The following is a 15,419-nucleotide window of genomic DNA, read 5'->3' on the forward strand; positions in this document are numbered from 1 at the left end:
AAGGCCGCGCACAACCGTGCGCGGCCTTTTTCCGTTCGTCCGGCACCGGAGCGCGTGAGGGCTAGACGCCCTGGTGGGCGAGGACCGCGAGGAGCAGGAGCGCGACGATGTTGGTGATCTTGATCATCGGGTTCACCGCCGGCCCGGCCGTGTCCTTGTAGGGGTCGCCCACCGTGTCGCCGGTGACGGAGGCCTTGTGCGCCTCGGACCCCTTGAGATGCTTCACACCGTCGCGATCCACGAAGCCGTCCTCGAAGGACTTCTTCGCGTTGTCCCAGGCGCCGCCGCCGGCGGTCATGGAGATCGCCACGAAGAGCCCGGTCACGATCACGCCGAGGAGCATCGCGCCCGTCGCCGCGAACGCCTCGCCCTTGCCGGCGATGGCGTTGATCAGGAAGAACACCACGATCGGCGAGAGCACCGGCAGGAGCGACGGCAGGATCATCTCGCGGATCGCCGCCTTGGTGAGCATGTCCACCGCGCGGCCATAGTCGGGACGGTCCTTGCCCTCCATGATGCCCGGCTTCTCCCGGAACTGACGGCGCACCTCCTCGACGACCGAGCCCGCCGCGCGGCCGACCGCCGTCATCGCCACGCCGCCGAAGAGGAACGGCAGCAGACCGCCGAAGAAGAGCCCCACCACCACGTAAGGGTTCGCCAGCGAGAAGTTCAGCGTCTCCGACGTCACCCCCTGGAAGAAGGGGTACTGGTCGGAATGGGCGATGAAGTACTTGAGGTCCTCGGTGTAGGCCGCGAAGAGGACCAGCGCGCCGAGACCCGCCGAGCCGATCGCATAGCCCTTCGTCACCGCCTTGGTTGTGTTGCCGACCGCGTCGAGCGCGTCCGTCGTCGAGCGCACGTCCTCCGGAAGATCGGCCATCTCGGCGATGCCGCCGGCGTTGTCGGTCACCGGACCGAACGCGTCGAGCGCTACAACCATACCGGCAAGCGCGAGCATCGTCGTGACCGCAATGGCGATGCCGTAAAGCCCCGCAAAGGAATAAGTAAAGATTATTCCGGCGATGATCACGAGGGCCGGAAGCGCCGTCGCCTCGAGCGAGACCGCGAGACCCTGGATCACGTTGGTGCCGTGCCCAGTCACCGACGCCTGGCTGATCGAGCGTACCGGGCGGAAGCCGACGCCGGTGTAGTACTCGGTGATCCAGACGATGAGCCCGGTGATCACGAGGCCCGCCACGCCGCAGAGATAGAGGTCGAAGGGCGTGAAGGTGATGCCCGCGGCCGTCCCGGTCTGCGCCACGGCGTCTGCCACGGCGGCCGCGCCGTCGGTCCCGGCCGCCGTCGTGACTGCTTCGGCGGCCGCCGTCGCTCCCGCCGTCAGCGTCGTCGAGAAGGAGCCGAAGACGAGGTAGGTGACCGGCAGGAGGATGATGAGCGACAGGACGGCGGTGACGATGAAGCCCTTGTAGAGCGCACCCATGATGTTGGTGCCGCCGCCGAGCTTCACGAAGAAGGTGCCGACGATGGACGTCAGCACGCACGCGCCGCCGATGGCGAGCGGGTAGAGCATCGTCGCCGAGAGGTGGTCGCTGCCGGCGAAGTAGATCGCGGCGAGGACCATGGTGGCGACCACGGTGACCGCGTAGGTCTCGAAGAGGTCCGCCGCCATGCCGGCGCAGTCGCCGACGTTGTCGCCCACGTTGTCGGCGATCGTGGCCGGGTTGCGCGGGTCGTCCTCCGGGATTCCGGCCTCGACCTTGCCGACGAGGTCGCCGCCGACGTCCGCCCCCTTGGTGAAGATGCCGCCGCCGAGGCGCGCGAAGATCGAGATCAGCGAGGCGCCGAAGCCGAGCGCGACCAGCGCGTCGACGACGGTGCGCGAGGTCGGGTCATGACCGAGGATCGAGGTCAGGACGAAGAAGTAGACCGCGACGCCCAGCAGCGCGAGGCCGGCCACCAGCATGCCGGTGACTGCGCCCGACTTGAAGGCGATGTCGAGACCGCCCTGCAGCGACTGGGATGCGGCCTGTGCCGTGCGCACGTTCGCCCGCACCGAGACCAGCATGCCGATGTACCCCGCCGTCCCCGACAGGATGGCGCCGATGGCGAAGCCGACCGCGACGAGCGCGCCCAGAAGCCAGAAGACCAGCGCGAAGATGAGGACCCCCACGACCGCGATCGTGAAATACTGGCGGGCAAGGTAGGCCGAGGCGCCCTCCTGGATGGCGCCGGCGATTTCCTGCATCCGCGGCGTGCCGGCTGGTGCCGCGATGACGCTGCGTATCGCCCAGGCACCATAAAGCAGCGAGACGAGCCCGCACGCGATGACGATCAAAGTCGGGTTCATTCATTTCCTCCAGCGCGCGGCCCCTCTTTTCGGGGGTCCGCATCTCTTGTCGTTGCCGCTGGAGTAAAGCGGGCGTCAGCCCATCAGGCAAGCTTATCGGCTTGACGAATTTGGGATACGTAGCCGGCGATGCCCATCACAACCAGAGGGCAAGCGACGAGGCCGAGGAGCACCCAGTTGATGGGCGACCAGCCCGCCGTCTGGAACAGGACGCCCGACGAGAGGGAGGCGAGCGCCACCATGCCGAAGACGATGAAGTCGTTCGCCGCCTGGGTGCGCGCACGCTCCTCCGGCCGCTGCGCCTGGGTCAGCATCGCCGTGCCGCCGATGAAGCCGAAGTTCCAGCCGAGGCCCAGCAGGATAAGCGCGCCGTAGAAGTGGAAGAGCTCGAGCCCCATCAGCGCCGTCGCGCCGGCGAACGCCAGGAGCGCCAGGCCGATGGTGGCGATGATCTCCGCGCCGTAGCGGGAGATGAGGTTGCCGGTGAAGAAGCTCGGCGCGAACATCGCGATGACGTGCCACTGGATGCCGAAGGCCGCGTCGTCGGTCCCGAAGCCGCAGCCGAGCATGGCGAGCGGCGCCGCCGTCATCATGAGGCTCATCACGCCGTAGGACACGACGGCGACGAGGATCGCGAGCTGCACCTTCGGCTCCGCGAGGATCTGGCGCAGCGGCCGTCCGGCGGCCGCCTCCGCCGACTCCGGCGCGCGCAGCGGCCCGCGATAGAAGGCCAGGACGGCGATGCTGAAGAGCGCGAGGACGGCCTGCGCGAGGTAGGCGCCGGCGAAGGCGGTCGGCGCGAAGAGGTCGCGCGTCGCGATCACCGTCTGCGGCCCGATGATGCCGGCGAGGAGCCCGCCCGCGAGGACATAGGAGATCGCCTTGGGGCGGAACCCGGGCGTTGCCCCCTCCGCCGCGGCGAAGCGGTACTGCTGCACGAAGGCGAAGGAGAAGCCGCCGAAGAAGGTACCGACGCAGTAGAGCGGGAAGAGGCCCGTCATGATCGCCGTGAAGGCGATGAAGCCGCCGATCGAGGCGGTCAGCGCACCCGTCATGAAGCCGGCGCGACGGCCGACGCGGCCCATCAGCATGGCCGCCGGAATGGTCCCGCAGGCGGTGCCGACGATCATCAGCGAGACGGGAAGCGTCGCGAGGTGGGTGGATTGGCCCAGAAGCGTGACGCCGACGAGGCCGCCGAGCGCGATGGTGATGGAGGTGAGCGCACCGCCCAACGCCTGGGCAAGCGCGAGAACGAGCGCATTGCGCCGCGCGAGACGATCTTCGGGTTGCATGTGCCTCGCTTAGCCGCAGCCACGACGCGCCGCAAGGACGCGACGGGGCTGCGGCTATGACTGAGCCGAAGCTATATATTAATCCAATGGGGCGTGCCGCTTCGGCCGCGACCCCATGGAGAGCGACGGGGTGACCGTCTCCCGATCAGCGCGCCGGACGGTGCCCGCTCGCCAGCATCGTCATCTCCGGGATCATCGGCCGGACCTCGACCTCGTGGAACCCGGCCTTGGTGAGAGACTCGGCCAGCCAGCCGCTGTCCAGCGAGCGCGCCTCGGGGGTGAACGCCGTATGCTGGAGCTGCCACAGCGCGGCGAGCTTCGGTCCGGTGCGGTCCGCGTCGACGACGAAGTCGTGGATCAGGAGCCGGCCGCCGGGGGCCAGGTGGTCATAGGCCCGCGCGATGAGACCTTCGTGCGCGTCGCCCGGAACCCCGGAGAAGAGGTAGGACATGAGGACGACGTCCTGGTTCTTCGGCCAGATGTCCTCGCGCCCGTCACCCTCGACGTAGGTGATCCGGTCGTCCAGCCCCGCCTCCTTCACGTACTCCTTCCCGAGCGCGGCGACGTTCGGGTAGTCGACGACGGTAGCCTTGAGGTTGAGGTTCGCCTTGCACAGCGTGATCGCGAAGGCCCCCGTCCCGCCGCCGACGTCGAGCAGCGTGCCGGCATCGGAGAGGTCGATGTTGCGGGCGAGCTGCCGCGCCGGGCCGAGGGAGCCGGCGTGCTGGCTCTCGGAGTAGAGGCGGGCCTGTTCCGGGTCGGAGAACCAGTCGGCGTACGACGCGGTCGCGTCGTCCGGCAGTCGGTTCTCGAGGGCCGCCTCGATCTGGTCGATCAGCGGGTACATCTGCCGCCCGACCTGGAGGCGGAGGTAGTCGCCGAAGTCGTACTTGGCGCCCTTCACCAGAAAGGCTTCAGCCGCCGGCGAGTTCGCGTAGCGCCCGTCGTCGACCGTGACGAGGCCGAGGCCCGCGAGCGCGGTCAGCAGCGTCTCGGCCCGGTCGGGCTCCAGAGCGGTTTTCCCAGCGATGTCCTCGGCGGTCATAGGCCCGCTGGACAGGAGGGTGAACACGTCCGACTCGAGCGCTGCGAACAGCGCCTTTGATCCCATGTAGCCGAATGCGATTTGCGAAATTTCGTCTGCCTGCGTGAGAACGCCCATGCCATTCCTTCGAAGTGGATTACTCTTGTTTTAGGATAACATGTTCTCGACAATTTCAACCGCTTGGCCGCTATGACATGCGTCAGATGCACGAAAGATGCGGTTGCAATCGCGCGTCGGGGACGGCAGCTTCAGGCTGCGGGGGGAATGATATGTCTGGGCTGGCAATGCCGTCCGTCAATGCGGATATCATGGCGCGTCGGGCCGAAATCGTTGCGGCTCTGCGCGAAATCGTACCCGGTGAGGGTACGGTCGACGACGAAATCGGCATGCGGACTTATGAGAGCGATGCGCTCACCGCGTACCGGCAGATGCCGTTCGTCGTGGTCCTGCCGGAAACGGTCGAGCAGGTCGCGAAAGTGCTGAAATATTGTCATGAGAACGGCATCCGCGTCGTCCCGCGCGGCGCCGGGACCTCGCTCTCGGGCGGCGCCCTCCCCCTCGCCGACGCCGTGCTCGTGTCGATGATGCGCTTCAACCGCATCCTCGACATCGACTTCGACAACCGCACCGCCACCGTACAGCCGGGCGTGACCAACCTCGCCATCACCCAGGCCGTCAGCCACGAGGGGTTCTACTACGCGCCCGACCCCTCCTCGCAGATCGCCTGCTCCATCGGCGGCAACATCGCCGAGAACTCCGGCGGCGTTCACTGCCTGAAGTACGGCCTCACCACCAACAACGTGCTGGGGCTCCAGATCGTCACGATCGAGGGTGAGGTGATGCGCTTCGGCGGCAAGCACCTCGACAGCGAGGGCTACGACTGGCTCGCCTTCATGGTCGGCTCCGAGGGCCTTCTCGGCGTCGTCACCGAGGTGACGGTGCGCATCCTGCGCTCGCCGGAGACCGCCCGCGCCGTTCTCGTCGGCTTCCCCGACGCGGAGGACGCCGGCCGCGCGGTCGCCGCGATCATCGGCGCCGGCATCATCCCCGGCGGGATGGAGATGATGGACCGGCCGGCGATCCACGCCGCCGAAGCCTTCGTCCACGCCGGCTACCCGCTCGACGTCGACGCCCTCCTCATCGTCGAGCTCGACGGGCCGCAAGTCGAGGTTGATCACCTGCTCCAGCGCGTCGAGGCGATTTGCCGCGAGTACGGCTGCACCACCTGCCGCGTCTCCGAGAGCGAGGAGGAGCGGGCCAACTTCTGGGCCGGGCGCAAGGCCGCCTTCCCCGCGGTCGGCCGCATCTCTCCCGACTACATGTGCATGGACGGCACCATCCCCCGCCGCGAGCTGCCACGCGTGCTGAAGGGAATGGCCGAGCTGTCCGAGAAGCACGGCCTGCGTGTCGCCAACGTCTTCCACGCCGGCGACGGCAATCTCCACCCGCTGATCCTCTTCGACGCCAACCAGCCCGGTGAGCTGGAGCGGGCGGAGGCCTTCGGCGCGGACATCCTCAAGCTCTGCGTCGAGGTGGGCGGCTGCCTCACAGGCGAGCACGGGGTCGGCGTCGAGAAGCGCGACCTGATGCCGGAGATGTTCACCGAGGACGACCTGAAGCAGCAGCAGCGCGTCAAATGCGCGTTCGACCCGCAGCACCTCCTCAACCCGGGCAAGGTCTTTCCGGTGCTGCATCGGTGCGCGGAACTCGGCAAGATGCACGTCCACCACGGCAAACTGCCCTTCCCGGACATTCCGAGGTTCTGATGCGAACCCTACTCGTCGCGGCGGCCCTCGTCGCCGCCGCCCCCGCCTCGGCGCAGTCGCCCGCCGACATGAGCCCGTTCCGCATGGCAGACCGGTTCCTCGAGAACTGCGACGCGCGGGCCGACGCCAACGGCGACCGCCCGCCGGAGAACTACGGCTGCCTCAGCTACATGGCCGGCCTCGTCGAGGGCTACAGCGTCGCCGCATTCGCCAACGGCAACAGGCACCCCTACTGCCTGCCGCGTCCGGTGACGCTGGTCGAGATGATGGACATGATGGCCGTCGCCATCGAGCGCGGCGTCCCGCCCGAGACGCCGACGGCGGTGGTGCTGCACAACATCCTGACGGTCTCCTTCCCGTGCGACCGCGAGCCGGGCACCGCCGAAGCGACCGAGCCCGGCGCACCGGCGGACGGCGCCGACGAGGACACGCCCGCCGGGACGTCCGGCGGACGGCTGCCGATGGCGCCGGGCGCGCCGGTGGTCGGCGCCCCGGAGGGCGAGCCCGCCGCGGACGGCGCCCCCGTGATCCCGCCGACGCCCGAGACGCCCGGCACCGGCCTCCCCGCCGCGCCGAACGCACCCGTGGTCGGGGCTCCCGAGGGCGCGCCCGCCGGCGCGCTCGACAAGGCCGTCCCCGCCGGGACGCCGCCGCCGAGCGCGCCCGCCGGCACCATCGTCCCGGAAGAGACCCAGTCGCTGCCGTCCGACCGCCCGACCGTCCCGACGACCGGCGCGCCCGACGCCGCCGCGCCACCGGCGACGCCGGAGACCACCGAGACCCCGGCGACCCCCGACGCATCAACCAAGACGGCCAACTAGTGGCGAACACGCTGACCCCCGAAACCGCGGCGGACGTCGAGGACTACGTCGCGTCCGCCGTCGCCTCGTCCGAGCCGATCGAGATCGTCGGCGGCGGCACCAAGCGCTCCATCGCCCCGCCGATGCAGACCGGCTTCGTGATGGACCTCACCCGCCTCTCCGGCATCGTCACCTACGAGCCGGAGGAGCTGGTGCTGACGCTGCGCCCCGGCACCACCATGGCCGAGATCGAGGAGGCGCTGGTCGCCGCCGGGCAGATGCTGGCGTTCGAGCCGCCCGACCTCGTCCCGCTGCTGGGCGCCGAGGGACAGGCGACCTTCGGCGGCACGTTCGGCACCAACTTCGCCGGCCCGCGCCGCCTCACCGCGGGCGCCGTGCGCGACCACATGCTGGGCCTTTCGGCCGTCTCCGGCCGGGGCGAGAGCTTCAAGGCCGGCGGCAAGGTGGTGAAGAACGTCACCGGGTACGACCTCGCCCGCGCCCTCTGCGGCTCCTGGGGCACGCTCGCCGTCGCCACGGAGATGACGGTGAAGGTCCTGCCGCGGCCGGAGACCGAGACCACAATCGCGCTGCGCGGCCTCTCCACCGAGGCGGCGGTGCGGGCGATGTCGCGCGCCATGGGCTCGGCGGCCGACGTCTCCGGCGCGGCGCACCTGCCGGCGGACATCGTCGGCTTCATGGTCCCGGGCGCCGACGTGCCGCATACCGTGCTGCGGCTCGAAGGCTTCGGTCCGTCGGTCGCGGCGCGTGCCGAGGCGCTCCACCGCCTCTTCCCCGGAGAGGACATCGCCGAGATCGAGCGGGAGCCGTCGCAGGCGCTGTGGCGCGCGGTGCGCGACGTGGCGCCCTTCATCGGCAGCGGCGGCGCGGTGTGGCGGATCTCGGTGGCACCGACGGAGGGGCCCGCCATCGTCAAGGCAGCACCGGTCGGGAGCCGTGCCTTCCTCGACTGGGCGGGCGGGCTCGTCTGGGTCGAGACGCCAGCCACGGGCGAGGCCGGCGCAAGCGTCCTGCGCGAGGCTATCGCCAGGGCGGGAAGCGGTCACGCAACGTTGATCAGGGCCCCCGCCGAAATTCGGGCCGGGACGGCGACATTCCATAACCCGGCGGTAAATGTTAAGGCATTAAGTCAGCGGCTCAGGGCTGCATTCGATCCGCAGTCGATTCTCAACCCCGGTCGGCTGGCCCGCACGTAGAGCGTCGTCATTCGGCCCGAAACCGGTGCTATGACATGCTGCTTCGGAGCCGCAACGTTCAGCCGCGTTCGATCGTTGAAGAACCGATGAGCGACAAGGAGCCCCCTCAGCGCCCGGCACCGGCAGGCTCCGGGCCCAGCGTCCCGACGTCCGGCGCCAAGAAGCGCAAGGCGCCGCGCACCCGCACGGCCAAGGGCCCCGCCGGCCGCCCCCACCTGCCCGAGACGACGACCCCGGAGAAGACGGCGCCGGAGACCGCGGCCAGCGACCCGCGCGCGCCCCGCACCCACACGGCCGAGCCGCGCCAGGGGCCGGCGAAGTCCCGCCGCCAGCCGCGCATCGAGACGGCCGAGCACGCCGACCAGCCGGGGATGGTCAACGCCAAGCTCATCTACGCCGCGTACCTGACGAGCCCGGCCCTGCCGATCGCCGCCGTCGCCGCGTTCGCCTTCGCCCACTACGCCCGGCGCCGCCAGCCGCCGGCCTGGCTCGCCTCGCACTACACCTACCAGATCCGCACTTTCTGGGGCGCGGCGGCGGGATACGTGGCGAGCGTCGCGCTGTCGTTCGCGGGCGGCGGCGTGATCGTCTACCCGCTCGTCGCGGTGTGGCTCGTCGCCCGCTCCGTCCACGGGATCGTGCGCGCCGCGCACGCCCGGCCGATCGACGATCCCGAAGCGTTTCTTGTCTAATTCGCAATCGCGGGCACCGTCACGCATTCCGCCGGCGCGGGAAATGACATAGCGTCTCGGCATGCAGACGAACTTCTCCCCCGCGCAGCTCGAAGACCCGGCGATCCGCACCGCGGACGGCATCCTGCGCACCTGCGTGCACTGCGGCTTCTGCACGGCCACGTGCCCGACCTTCGTGCTTTTGGGTGACGAGCGGGACAGCCCGCGCGGCCGCATCTACCTCATCAAGGAGATGCTGGAGCAGGACCGGCCGGCGACGGCGGCGGACGTCCTGCACATCGACCGCTGCCTCTCCTGCCTCTCCTGCATGACGACCTGCCCGTCGGGCGTCCACTACATGCACCTGATCGACCACGCCCGCGCGCATGTCGAGGAGACGTATACGCGCCCCCTCGCCGACCGTCTGCTGCGGCGTGTGCTGGCGGCGGTCCTGCCCTATCCCCGCCGCTTCCGCGCGGCGCTGCGCCTCGCCGCGCTCGGCCGGCCCTTCGCGGGGATGATCGCGCCGCATGCGAAGCGCCCCGCCGTCAGCGCGACGTCGCCGAACCACATGGACGACGAGAACCGCGCGATGAAGCCGTCGATGCCCGCCGCGGTGAACGCCGCCCGCACCACCGCGCCGCGCGCCGACACCCTGTCGCGCATCGGCGCGATGCTGTCGCTCGCCCCCCGCGCCCTCCCCGCCGCCGCCGACGCGGCGCGCCCGGCGGTCCACGCGGCGGCGGGTCCGCGCAAGCGCCGCGTCGCCCTGCTGACCGGGTGCGCGCAGAGCGTCCTTGCGCCGTCGATCAACGCGGCGACGATCCGCCTGCTCAACCGCGCCGGCGTCGAGGTGGTGCAGCCGAAGGGCGAGGGCTGCTGCGGCGCGCTGGTCCACCACATGGGCTTCGAGGCGGACGCGATGGCCGCGGCCAAGGCCAACATCGCCGCCTGGCTCGGCGAGGCGGAGCGCGGCCTCGACGCCATCGTCATCACCGCGTCCGGCTGCGGCACCACGATCAAGGACTACGGCTTCATGCTGCGCGAGGATCCCGAGTGGGCCGAGCGCGCGGCCAGGGTTTCGGCCCTCGCCAGGGACGTCACCGAGGTCCTCGCCGACCTCGACCTCGGGCCGCCGGTGCGCGGGACCGACACGGTGATCGCCTATCATTCCGCCTGCTCGATGCAGCACGGCCAGCGGATCCGCACCGAACCCAAGCGACTGCTCACGGCCGCGGGCTTCACGGTGCGCGACGTTCCCGAGGGGCACCTGTGCTGCGGCTCGGCGGGCACCTACAACATCATGCAGCCCGGCATCGCGGCGCGCCTGCGCGAACGCAAGCTCGCCAACATCGGCCTCACCGGGGCGGACGTCGTCGCCACCGGCAACATCGGCTGCATCACCCAGCTCGGCGACGCAAAGGCCGTGGTCCACACGGCTGAGCTCCTCGACTGGGCCTATGGCGGCCCCCTCCCCGCCGCGGCCGGCGGGCACCTGCGCGAGCGCGAGGCGGTCGCGGCCGCCTGACCGGCACTCCCGCGCCCCCGGCGGTCGGGTCGGTCAGGGCGGTCAGACCGCCGCGGCGAACCGGGCCACGCGGCGGACGACGTCGGCATAGCGCGGCGCGTCCATCTTCTTCATCACCCGGTCGATGGTCACCTGCGCGTCGTAGGCGCTCTGTCCCGTCACCTTGGCGATCTGATCGAGCTTGGTGCCGCAGTAGATGAAGAACGCCATGAACGCCTCGTCCTCGCTGAGCCCGTAGGCGGCCATCACGCGCGGGACGATGGTGCGGGCGCGCTCGTGGTCGGCGGCGAGGTAGACCACCGCGGCGGGCGAGCTGAGCGGCGACAGCGACCAGAGCGGCGGCCGGCCCGCGACCTCGGGGATGCCGGACACCGTCAGCGAGATGTCGCCCAGGTAGCCGAGGTCCCGCAGCCGGACGGTGCGCGCGGCGACGCGGCCGGCGACCACCTCGCCGATCGCGGCGTCGACGATCCCCTCGGCCTCGGGCGTGCGCCCGCGCAAGGTGCCCTTGGCGTCGATCGACAGGCTCGTCGCGCTGAGGAGGCGGTCGGCGGCCGAGTTCATGTGCAGCACCTGGCCGAGGTGGGACAGCACCAGCACGCCGGTCTGCATCGTGTCGACGGTGGCGTGGATCCCGCGCGACCAGGACTGGCCGTTCAGTTCGGCGAGGGTCTTGAGGTGCGGCACCAGCCGCTCGAGCAGCAGCGACAGCGAGCCGGCATAAAGCTCCTCCTGCCGGTCGCTGAGTTCGACCGACGCGCACAGGATGTGGCGGCTGCTGCGCGCCACGTTGACGGCGATCCCGCCGACCCCGAACCCCTGCGGCCGCTTCCAGTCGGTGAAAAACTCCGTCCGTTCAATGCTCTGACGCTCGACGAAGTCCAGCGCGAGGGCTGGAGTATTCAAGGGAACGTCAATCAGACGTTCGTGATATGGGTTGCGATTGTTATAGTAATCTATGTATGACTTAATATATGCGTCGCCGAAACCCGAGGCTCCCACGACGACCTCGGACATGGCCAGAACGTCGATCCGTCGCAACGCGACGCCGAGAGGGTCGGAACTGAGCGTCGAAACCTTCGAAGCAAACCGTTGCAAATTGGATTCATCAATGACGCTGGCGAAGAGAAGACCGACGAGATCGCCATATAGTTTATCGTCGATATCCATGATCTTGTTCTACCTGCCGAACAACGCTACCAAGTCCAAACGTGCACTACACTGCCAGAACCCGGCCAAACGCCAGATGTCAGCCATTAGTTTCTAATGGAAAAGATATATCCTTGAAATAACGAAATTGCGCAATAAACCAATTCGCTGGCCGGCGCGGCAAGTTGCGAAATCATGTTTCGTTATTGAAGGCTGTGCATTTTCAACCCCCTACCGATCGGGAGCGCACGCCAGCAGTGGTGATTGATCGATGGCACGAATATTCGAACGTCGATCTCACGCCCCCGCACTATGCAGTATAGCGCAGATTTGATCTGAGGATCGGCTCAGGTGGGAAAGGGACCGTCCGCAAAGGTCACGTCGTGGTAGCCCTTGCGCCCGATCGTCCGCGCCAGCGCGCTGCCGATGGGCTCGCCCTCGGCGATCTGCGCGAGGATCGCGGCGAAGTCCCAGCGGGGACGCCAGCCGAGCTCGTCCATCGCCTTGCGGCTGACGTAGACGCGGTCGAACTCGTCCAGCATCTGCCAGCCGGCGTCCGCGTAGATGCGCTCGAACTGCGGGTAGAGGCGGGCCACCACGCCGCGCGGGTCCTTGCGGAGCGCCAGCGTGTCGGCCGGGGAGAACGGCGTCGGCGCGCTGATGATGTAGCGGGCGAACCCGCTCCCCGCCGTGAGCGCCGCGATGTGCGCCGTCGCGGCGTCCTCGATGTCGACGCGGCGGTAGAGGAACTCGTTGGCCTTGACGTTGGCCTCGCTCCAGCGCGCCCGGACCGAGGCGTTGTCGTCCTCCTCGGGGAAGAAGCGCGAGGTGCGCAGGACGATGACGTCCATCCCCTTCTCCCGCGCGAAGAGCGCGCAGAGATCCTCGGCGGCCGTCTTGGTGACGCCGTAGATGTTCTTCGGGACCGGCACGACGCTCTCGTCGATCCAGGCGGCCGGCTCGCCCGGCGCCGGGTTCAGCGCCGAGCCGAAGGCGCTCGTCGTGCTGGTGAAGACGAACCGCCGGATCCGGTGCTGCGCCGCCGCCTCCAGCAGGGCCAGCGTCCCCGACACGTTGGTCTCGACGAAGGCCGCCTTCGTGTGCGTCACCACGTGCGGCTTGTGGAGCGTCGCCGTGTGCAGCACCGCGTCGATGCCGAGCGTCGCCGTATAGGCGACCTCCGGGTCCGCGACGGACCCGACGATCTCGGTGTACGGCCCCGGCTTGATGTCGAGACCGATCGGGTCGTGGCCCGCCTCCGGCAGCATGCGCATCAGCGCTTCGCCAAGGTGGCCGGTGCTGCCAGTGACGAGGACGCGCATGACGGTCAGGCGCCGACCGCGACGAGGCCGTCTTTCTGCGGCTCGGGCATCACCGGGATGGCGCGCGGCACGCCGCCCCAGATGTTGTGGTGGCCGACGGCGTTGATGTCCGTCTCGCCGCAGAGCGCCATGGTGATGTCGAGCTCCTTGGCGAGGATCTCGAGCGCGCGCGTGACACCCGCCTCGCCGCCCGCGCCGAGGCCGTGGATGAAGGCGCGGCCGATGGAGGTCGCGTCCGCGCCGAGCGCCATCGCCTTCAGGATGTCCTGGCCGGAGCGGATGCCGCCGTCCATGTGGATCTCGATCTGGCCGCCGACGGCGTCGAGGATCGGCGGCAGCATGTCGATGGACGCCGGCGCGCCGTCGAGCTGGCGGCCGCCGTGGTTGGAAACGGTAATCGCGTCCGCACCGGTGCCGACGGCGATCCTGGCGTCGTCCGGATCGCCGACCCCCTTGAGGATCAACGGGCCGCCCCAGCGCTCCTTCACCCATTCGACGCTCGACCAGTCGAGCGTCGGGTCGAACTGGGAGGCGGTCCAGTCGGACAGCGAGCCCATGTCCGTCACGCCCTTGACGTGGCCGACGATGTTGCCGAACTGCCGGTGCTTGCAGCCGAGCATCTTCATGCACCAGGCGGGCTTGGAGGCGAGCTGGGCGATCACCTTCGGCGTCATTTTCGGCGGGGCGGAGAGGCCGTTGCGGAGGTCCTTGTGGCGCTGGCCGAGGATCTGGAGATCGAGCGTCAGCACCAGCGCCGAGCAGCCGGCGGCCTTCGCGCGCTCGATGAGGTCGGCCGCGAAGCCGCGGTCGCGCATGACGTAGAGCTGGAACCAGAAGGGCTTGGTGGTTGCTGCCGCGACGTCCTCGATCGAGCAGATCGACATGGTGGACAGCGTGAACGGCACGCCGAACTTCTCGGCGGCGCGGGCGGCGAGGATCTCGCCGTCGGGGTGCTGCATGCCGGTCATGCCGACGGGGGCGAGGTACAGCGGCAGCGAGCGCGTCTCGCCGAGGACCTTGGCCGAGAGGTTGCGCTTGTCGATGTTGCGGGCGACGCGCTGGCGCAGCTTGATGGCGGCGAAGGCGGCCTCGTTGTCGCGGTAGGTGCCCTCTGTGTACGACCCGGAATCGGCGTAATCGTAGAACATCCTGGGCGTGAAACGCCGGTGTCGCTCGCGCAGGTCCGCGATCGTGAGAGTGGGTGCCACGGGAAACCTCCTGGCCGTTCGGCCTCTTGCGCGGGATACTAACTCAGCTTTTTGCGAAGCGCACACCTCGCCGCCGCCTCCGGCGCGGCATGCCACAGCTGCGCGGCCGATGCGACACCGGCTGGACGGCATGCGCCATTTCGATGCAAGAAATCGTTGGACACGGGCGCCCTTAGGCCGGCCTTTGGCGCCGAGCCCGGTGGCTCACGTGCAGAACGGGACGGCGCGTTTCGGCACAAGCGGCCCGGTCCGAGAAGGATGAGTTTTGATGACTGCGTCGACCACCGCCCCCCTGATCGTCCATTTGCACGTTCCGAAGTGCGCGGGGACGAGCATCAACACGGCGCTCTCGAACCATTTCCGTACCCGCGCCTGCAGCCTCGCCAACGGGCGGGAGGCGGCGGCCTACACCGAGACGCACGACCCGGCGTGGATCGAGGCGAATCTCGACGCGATCTTCGGCCACCTCACCTGGGGCGCCCTGAAGGAGCACGCGCGGCCCTACGTCTATCTCTCGGCGCTGCGCGACCCGGTCGACCGGGTGTGCAGCTACTTCAACTACGTCCACCAGACCGAGGACCATCCGCTGCACGGGCTGCTGAAGCGCGAGCTGCGGGACATCAACCTCCTCGACGCGGCGTTCCTGGAGCGCAATCCGGGCGTGAACAGCGCGTGGTCGAACAACATGTCGAAGGCGCTGTCGGGCCTTCCCAAGATCAAGGTGAAGGACTGGCAGGGGGCGAGCCGCCAGATCGTCGACGCGATCCTCGACGGCCGCTTCGTCGTCGGCTCGCTGGGACATGTGACGAATTATCTGCGCGAGCGGGGCGTCGTGTCGGGCGAGCTGCCGCGGCAGAACGTGACGGACGAGGCCAAGGCGGACGACTTCTTGCTGGCCCGCCCTGCCTATCTAACGCCGGAGGTGCTGATGCTGCTGCACCGCAAGAACGTGCTCGACGTCCGCCTGATCTCGCTGGTGGAGCACGCCAACCGCATCCGCGCCGCCCGCCTCGCCGCGGCGGCCTGAGCGCCGCCCCTCCTCCCGCACTTCGCGCCGGGCGAACCGCAACGCGGGCGGCGGGCGGACGGGTCGTCGATGCCGTGCGAATCGCT

At 69.3% G+C, this 15,419-nt stretch carries 12 protein-coding genes; 6 read left to right on the top strand and 6 right to left on the bottom strand.

Going from position 1 to position 15,419, the window contains the following annotated elements:
* Nucleotides 1-61 precede the first annotated feature (61 nt).
* The 3 genes from DLJ53_RS30375 to DLJ53_RS30385 form a co-directional block, all read right to left on the bottom strand.
* Nucleotides 62-2,308, bottom strand: coding sequence for a sodium-translocating pyrophosphatase (locus DLJ53_RS30375; RefSeq protein WP_111352083.1), 2,247 nt, complete (start codon nucleotides 2,306-2,308; stop codon nucleotides 62-64).
* Between the two features lie 83 nt (nucleotides 2,309-2,391).
* Nucleotides 2,392-3,600, bottom strand: a complete 1,209-nt coding sequence (locus tag DLJ53_RS30380) for an MFS transporter (RefSeq protein ID WP_111352084.1) — start codon at nucleotides 3,598-3,600, stop codon at nucleotides 2,392-2,394.
* Between the two features lie 145 nt (nucleotides 3,601-3,745).
* The gene (locus DLJ53_RS30385; protein ID WP_111352085.1) at nucleotides 3,746-4,762 is read right to left on the bottom strand and encodes a methyltransferase; all 1,017 of its coding nucleotides are present in this window, start codon (nucleotides 4,760-4,762) and stop codon (nucleotides 3,746-3,748) included.
* A 152-nt stretch (nucleotides 4,763-4,914) separates the two neighbouring features.
* Between DLJ53_RS30385 and DLJ53_RS30390 the strand changes: the two genes are divergently transcribed.
* The 5 genes from DLJ53_RS30390 to DLJ53_RS30410 all read left to right on the top strand — a co-directional run bounded on the left by DLJ53_RS30390 (nucleotide 4,915) and on the right by DLJ53_RS30410 (nucleotide 10,627).
* On the top strand, nucleotides 4,915-6,411 hold the full coding sequence (locus DLJ53_RS30390; protein WP_111352086.1) for an FAD-linked oxidase C-terminal domain-containing protein: 1,497 nt from the start codon (nucleotides 4,915-4,917) through the stop codon (nucleotides 6,409-6,411).
* Nucleotides 6,411-7,232, top strand: a complete 822-nt coding sequence (locus DLJ53_RS30395; protein ID WP_111352087.1) for a Rap1a/Tai family immunity protein — start codon at nucleotides 6,411-6,413, stop codon at nucleotides 7,230-7,232. The genes DLJ53_RS30390 and DLJ53_RS30395 overlap by 1 nt, the downstream gene beginning before the upstream one ends.
* Nucleotides 7,232-8,428 (top strand): glycolate oxidase subunit GlcE, encoded by a 1,197-nt coding sequence (gene glcE / locus DLJ53_RS30400; protein ID WP_202913442.1) that lies wholly within the window; start codon nucleotides 7,232-7,234, stop codon nucleotides 8,426-8,428. The genes DLJ53_RS30395 and glcE overlap by 1 nt, the downstream gene beginning before the upstream one ends.
* A gap of 86 nt (nucleotides 8,429-8,514) precedes the next feature.
* Nucleotides 8,515-9,120, top strand: a complete 606-nt coding sequence (locus DLJ53_RS30405; protein WP_146620144.1) for a DUF4870 family protein — start codon at nucleotides 8,515-8,517, stop codon at nucleotides 9,118-9,120.
* Nucleotides 9,121-9,181: 61 nt separating this feature from the next.
* On the top strand, nucleotides 9,182-10,627 hold the full coding sequence (locus DLJ53_RS30410; protein WP_111352089.1) for a heterodisulfide reductase-related iron-sulfur binding cluster: 1,446 nt from the start codon (nucleotides 9,182-9,184) through the stop codon (nucleotides 10,625-10,627).
* Between the two features lie 42 nt (nucleotides 10,628-10,669).
* Here the strand turns inward: DLJ53_RS30410 and DLJ53_RS30415 are convergent, their stop codons facing one another.
* The 3 genes from DLJ53_RS30415 to DLJ53_RS30425 form a co-directional block, all read right to left on the bottom strand.
* Nucleotides 10,670-11,533, bottom strand: coding sequence for a helix-turn-helix transcriptional regulator (locus DLJ53_RS30415; RefSeq protein ID WP_111352090.1), 864 nt, complete (start codon nucleotides 11,531-11,533; stop codon nucleotides 10,670-10,672).
* 590 nt (nucleotides 11,534-12,123) lie between these two features.
* A complete protein-coding gene (locus DLJ53_RS30420; protein ID WP_111352091.1) occupies nucleotides 12,124-13,098 on the bottom strand; it encodes an NAD-dependent epimerase/dehydratase family protein in 975 nt (324 codons plus the stop codon).
* Nucleotides 13,099-13,103: 5 nt separating this feature from the next.
* Entirely contained in the window at nucleotides 13,104-14,306 is a 1,203-nt protein-coding gene (locus DLJ53_RS30425; RefSeq protein ID WP_111352092.1) for an alpha-hydroxy acid oxidase, read from the bottom strand.
* A 268-nt stretch (nucleotides 14,307-14,574) separates the two neighbouring features.
* Here DLJ53_RS30425 and DLJ53_RS30430 point away from each other — a divergent pair, with 268 nt between their 5' ends.
* Entirely contained in the window at nucleotides 14,575-15,333 is a 759-nt protein-coding gene (locus tag DLJ53_RS30430) for a sulfotransferase family 2 domain-containing protein (RefSeq protein WP_111352093.1), read from the top strand.
* Nucleotides 15,334-15,419 lie beyond the last annotated feature (86 nt).

The organism is Acuticoccus sediminis, from assembly GCF_003258595.1.
GTDB classification, from domain to species: Bacteria; Pseudomonadota; Alphaproteobacteria; order Rhizobiales; family Amorphaceae; genus Acuticoccus; species Acuticoccus sediminis.

Bases quoted from the DNA above. Each gene is read 5' to 3' on its own strand.
- DLJ53_RS30375 (WP_111352083.1), bottom strand. From the start codon at position 2,308: ATGAACCCGACTTTGATCGTCATCGCGTGCGGGCTCGTCTCGCTGCTT.
- DLJ53_RS30380 (WP_111352084.1), bottom strand. From the start codon at position 3,600: ATGCAACCCGAAGATCGTCTCGCGCGGCGCAATGCGCTCGTTCTCGCG.
- DLJ53_RS30385 (WP_111352085.1), bottom strand. From the start codon at position 4,762: ATGGGCGTTCTCACGCAGGCAGACGAAATTTCGCAAATCGCATTCGGC.
- DLJ53_RS30390 (WP_111352086.1), top strand. From the start codon at position 4,915: ATGTCTGGGCTGGCAATGCCGTCCGTCAATGCGGATATCATGGCGCGT.
- DLJ53_RS30395 (WP_111352087.1), top strand. From the start codon at position 6,411: ATGCGAACCCTACTCGTCGCGGCGGCCCTCGTCGCCGCCGCCCCCGCC.
- DLJ53_RS30405 (WP_146620144.1), top strand. From the start codon at position 8,515: ATGAGCGACAAGGAGCCCCCTCAGCGCCCGGCACCGGCAGGCTCCGGG.
- DLJ53_RS30410 (WP_111352089.1), top strand. From the start codon at position 9,182: ATGCAGACGAACTTCTCCCCCGCGCAGCTCGAAGACCCGGCGATCCGC.
- DLJ53_RS30420 (WP_111352091.1), bottom strand. From the start codon at position 13,098: ATGCGCGTCCTCGTCACTGGCAGCACCGGCCACCTTGGCGAAGCGCTG.
- DLJ53_RS30430 (WP_111352093.1), top strand. From the start codon at position 14,575: ATGACTGCGTCGACCACCGCCCCCCTGATCGTCCATTTGCACGTTCCG.